The sequence below is a fragment of the Candidatus Sodalis sp. SoCistrobi genome (assembly GCF_900143145.1).
Taxonomy (GTDB): domain Bacteria; phylum Pseudomonadota; class Gammaproteobacteria; order Enterobacterales; family Enterobacteriaceae; genus SoCistrobi.
Genome location: NZ_FRDB01000258.1, coordinates 1 through 3,690 on the forward strand (window position 1 = coordinate 1; position 3,690 = coordinate 3,690).

General features: G+C 51.1%; 2 protein-coding genes and 1 pseudogene. All 3 read right to left on the reverse strand.

Annotated features, from left to right (window positions below; all coding sequences use genetic code 11):
* Window positions 1-485: 485 nt before the first annotated feature.
* On the reverse strand, window positions 486-1,379 hold the full coding sequence (yddG, locus tag CINSTRO3249_RS13950; RefSeq protein WP_074013711.1) for an aromatic amino acid DMT transporter YddG: 894 nt from the start codon (window positions 1,377-1,379) through the stop codon (window positions 486-488).
* 75 nt (window positions 1,380-1,454) lie between these two features.
* A pseudogene (locus tag CINSTRO3249_RS13955) lies at window positions 1,455-2,312 on the reverse strand (peptidase T); the annotation flags it as partial.
* Window positions 2,313-2,330: 18 nt separating this feature from the next.
* The coding region (locus tag CINSTRO3249_RS13960; protein WP_254304262.1) for a flagellar biosynthesis protein FlhF at window positions 2,331-3,690 on the reverse strand (1,360 nt) is incomplete at its 5' end.

Below are 3,690 nucleotides of genomic sequence, written 5' to 3' on the forward strand. Positions count from 1 at the left end.
TGCTCATGCTGAGTTTCCAGCACTAGATTAACTGCCCGTTCACGGACTTCCGGAGAGTAACGTTTGGTCGTTGTCATAGAGACCTCCACTTTTAAAGTATAGACTCTAATTTATCCGGGGTGATTCATTTTGTTTATCTTCAGCAAAATTTCCGGAACCGCTGCGATGTTCAGCCATAATAGCCTCCATTAATGATCATGACAGAGTGTCATAAGCAACAACCCGTGTTGTGCTTTGATATTGACAACGGGATCTATCGCGTCATCAATGCTGAAAGCGTAGTCAGCCGTTCATTCTTTCGCCAGAGGGGCGATAGCGCGAGATGGCGATAAACGCAATAGGCATATGATTGGAAAAGAATTAACCTTTGGCTATTAACTAATGGCCTAAACAGAACCCCCTGGCTTCCCTTTGCTCTGACTTTTCAGGGAGTTCTGGCGTGCCCGCGCTAACCGCCGGCGCTGCACGACTTTCCTCAGGGCGTATCACGCACGGCGGGTAAACCACCAGCAAATAAGCGACCCCGCGCAGACCATTACGACCCCCTGCCAAAACGCGGGGGTTAAATCGACGCCCAACCATAGACTGGCGAATGCGGCTGAAAACACGGGCGTGAAATAAGAGGCAGTGGCTAAAAGCGTCATATTGCCCTGAATAATGCCGATGTTCCATGCAGCGTAAGCCGCACCCATGACGGCGCCGGTAACAGTCAGCTGGAGGACGACCGTACTGGTGAATACCAGTGCTGCTTCATGGCTAAATCCATATTTCAGCCACAACAGCAAGGAGGTGGCTAAAGAGAACAACGCCACGCCATTTTTGCCGCCGGCGTATTTCCGTGTCACATTACAATAAAGTGCCCAAATGATGGCCCCGCAAAACGCGAGAGTATAGCTCAGCGGATTTTGTCTGATATTGTGCAGCATATGTAACGGCGTCCAGGTCCCGTCGCCGCACATTAACCATCCAATGCCGAAGAGAGAAAGCAATAACCCGGCATACACCGCTGGTCCGCCGCGCTGGCCATTCATCATGATTGCCAACATCACGGTTAAACAAGGCCACAAATAGTTGATCATGCCCAATTCAATCGCTTGGCCACGATCGCTGGCATAGCCCAGCGACAGCGCCAGGCAAATTTCATACGCCGCAAACAGTAGACCGCCCCAGAAAAAATAACTGCGGGAACAGCCGCGCAGTTTCGGCCAGCCAATAAGCAGTAATAAAAACACCGTGCTTACGCTATAAAGCATCGCAGCGCCGCCCGATGCGCCTAGCGCTTCACTGATATCGCGAATGAGCGCGACGCTGGTGCTCCAAAGTAAAATCGCCGCGCCGCCTAACAAGGTGGCGCTATTACGCGAAATAACGAGTGGCATGATACGACGGATATCCTCTTCTACCTGTTTATTGTCGCCCGCGCCTGATGCTGCGGGCGGCGGGCCAATGACCGCTTAATGTTCCGTGGCGGCAAGCAGGCAAATTTGTCGGGTCAGCAAATAACTGCTTACAAAGGCGCTGACGGGCAAAAACTCAAAGCGCGAATGAAAATTATGGGCGCCGGTAAAATAGTTAGGGGTGAATACCCCTTTGGCCGACAGCGCCGCACCGTCGGTGCCACCGCGCATGGGAATGATTTTCGGCACAATCGCCAGTGTCGCCAGTGCCCGCAACAGCAAATCAATGGCGCGTCGGTCTTCGCCTAGCGCATTACTGATATTACCGTAGACATCATTAAGGGTGACCGTGACATTCCCAGCAGGATAACGCCGGCCTATTTCAGCCGCTGCCGCGTGGATCTGCTGTTTGCGATCGTGAAACGCTTGCAGGTCAAAATCACGCACCGCCAGGGAAAGCGTGGCCTGATGCGCATTGGCGCTCATGCCGTTGACCCAGATATACCCCTAGCGCAATGCGGTACATTCGGGGGTCTGGGCGCGGTCGAAGCGGCTGATAAAATCATGCGCCATCAAAATGGGATTGACCATCACACCCTTGGCCGCCATCGGGTGCGCGCTCACGCCGGTAAAAACCACCGTGGCCGCGGCGGCGTTAAAGTTTTCATACACCACCTCTCCTTGTTCACAGCAATCAATGGTGTAGGCGAAATCGACCGCAAACCGGCTGAGATCCAGCGCTTTGGCGCCCCGCAAGCCTATTTCTTCATCAGGGACAAATGCGATCACAATATCGCCATGGGGCGTCGTGGGCGTCAAATTCGCCAATAGGGTCATAATCACGCTTATGGCGGCTTTGTTATCGGCACCGAGCACGCTGGTGCCGTCGCTAAATAGAATATCTTGCCCGGTATAGGCATAGGTATCTACACATCAGGGAGGAGGCTTAAGAGCAACTCTCGCTAAATGAGTAAGTTCTTCCAGACTATATTCCGATAATAATTTTAGTGTATTCAACAAGATGGATAGGCCAGCGAGCAGAGCAGGAGCGCTCTCTCTGCGGCCTCGCTTTTGCTGTCGTCCTGACAAGCGACATATCAGCTGGCGGGCTGCCGCATTTTCTTCTCCTTCAGCGCGTTGCAGCCGCCATACCAGAACAGCAGCCATACTGGCTATTAACAACCTGCGTAGTACGGCTGGCGCGCTGCGCTGAAGCCATGTTTCTACGTCATGTCCGGCACCTTTCAGCAACTTAAAAAATGATTCAATATTCCAGCGCCAGTAATACCAACGAGCTACTTCCTCGCAGGTGATCTCGCTGCAAACGTTTGTAAGCAGCGTCCAGCGTCCCACCACATTACCGAGATCATCCGTAAGCCGAACAACAACCAATCTGACCGTCAGAGGCTCTCCAGGTTGGATTTTTATGCGGCGGCCGGTTTCTTTATCTTTACGCTTCTGCTGCGCAGCTCGGGTTATGACTATCGAGGTTTCACTGATTTCCATATCAGCTTTTTTCCCTTTCCAGTCTACCTGTCCGCATCCGTTGTATGGCAGAAGAGCAGCAATCTCACCAATTTTCAATGAATTACCTTGCCACTCTGCACCATGTCCTTCTTTTCCTCGGATAAGCCAGCATATTCCTTGAGTACTCAACGTCCGCATATGTCCAATAGAGTCACCCTCTCTATCAATTATATGAATCAGCTTTTTACCTATATTAAGCGATTCCACACGGGCAATATCGGTCGTCAAGGCGTCCATATGTGTCTGCCGTTCGGACAGTCCTTCCGCCAACGTTGAATGACAACCGGTTGCATCGGTAAGTGTCTGAGATAGAGGCGCTATTGGCAAACCCGTGCCAGCATCAACCAGCAAGCTGCTTTGAAGTTCATATCCAACATCGCCACCGTGCGTCATTTTTAAGCGTCCGTATTTGGCATGATGGTAAAGAAATTGTAAACGTGACCAATCATGAACAACGAGAGCGTATGGATGCGGGCTAAGCGAAATTTGCTCAAGTGCTAGCGAAATAATTGGCTCATTGAGTTGACTGAAGCTAATTCGCTTATTATTCAGAAAACGCCAGACAGCTTGGGTAGTTGCGAAAGTTGATTTTTGAGCACTTGCGAGGTCTTTAACCGCAGAAGCAAGAAGAGCCGCGGGCGTCATATGCTGTTTAACCAGCGTCTGATATCGGCGGGTAAGGCGAGAGTCAATCCCGCCAACAGATAGGTTGAAATCATTCTGCAAAGTAATAACAGGTATCACGATAAATGTGTAGATACCTATG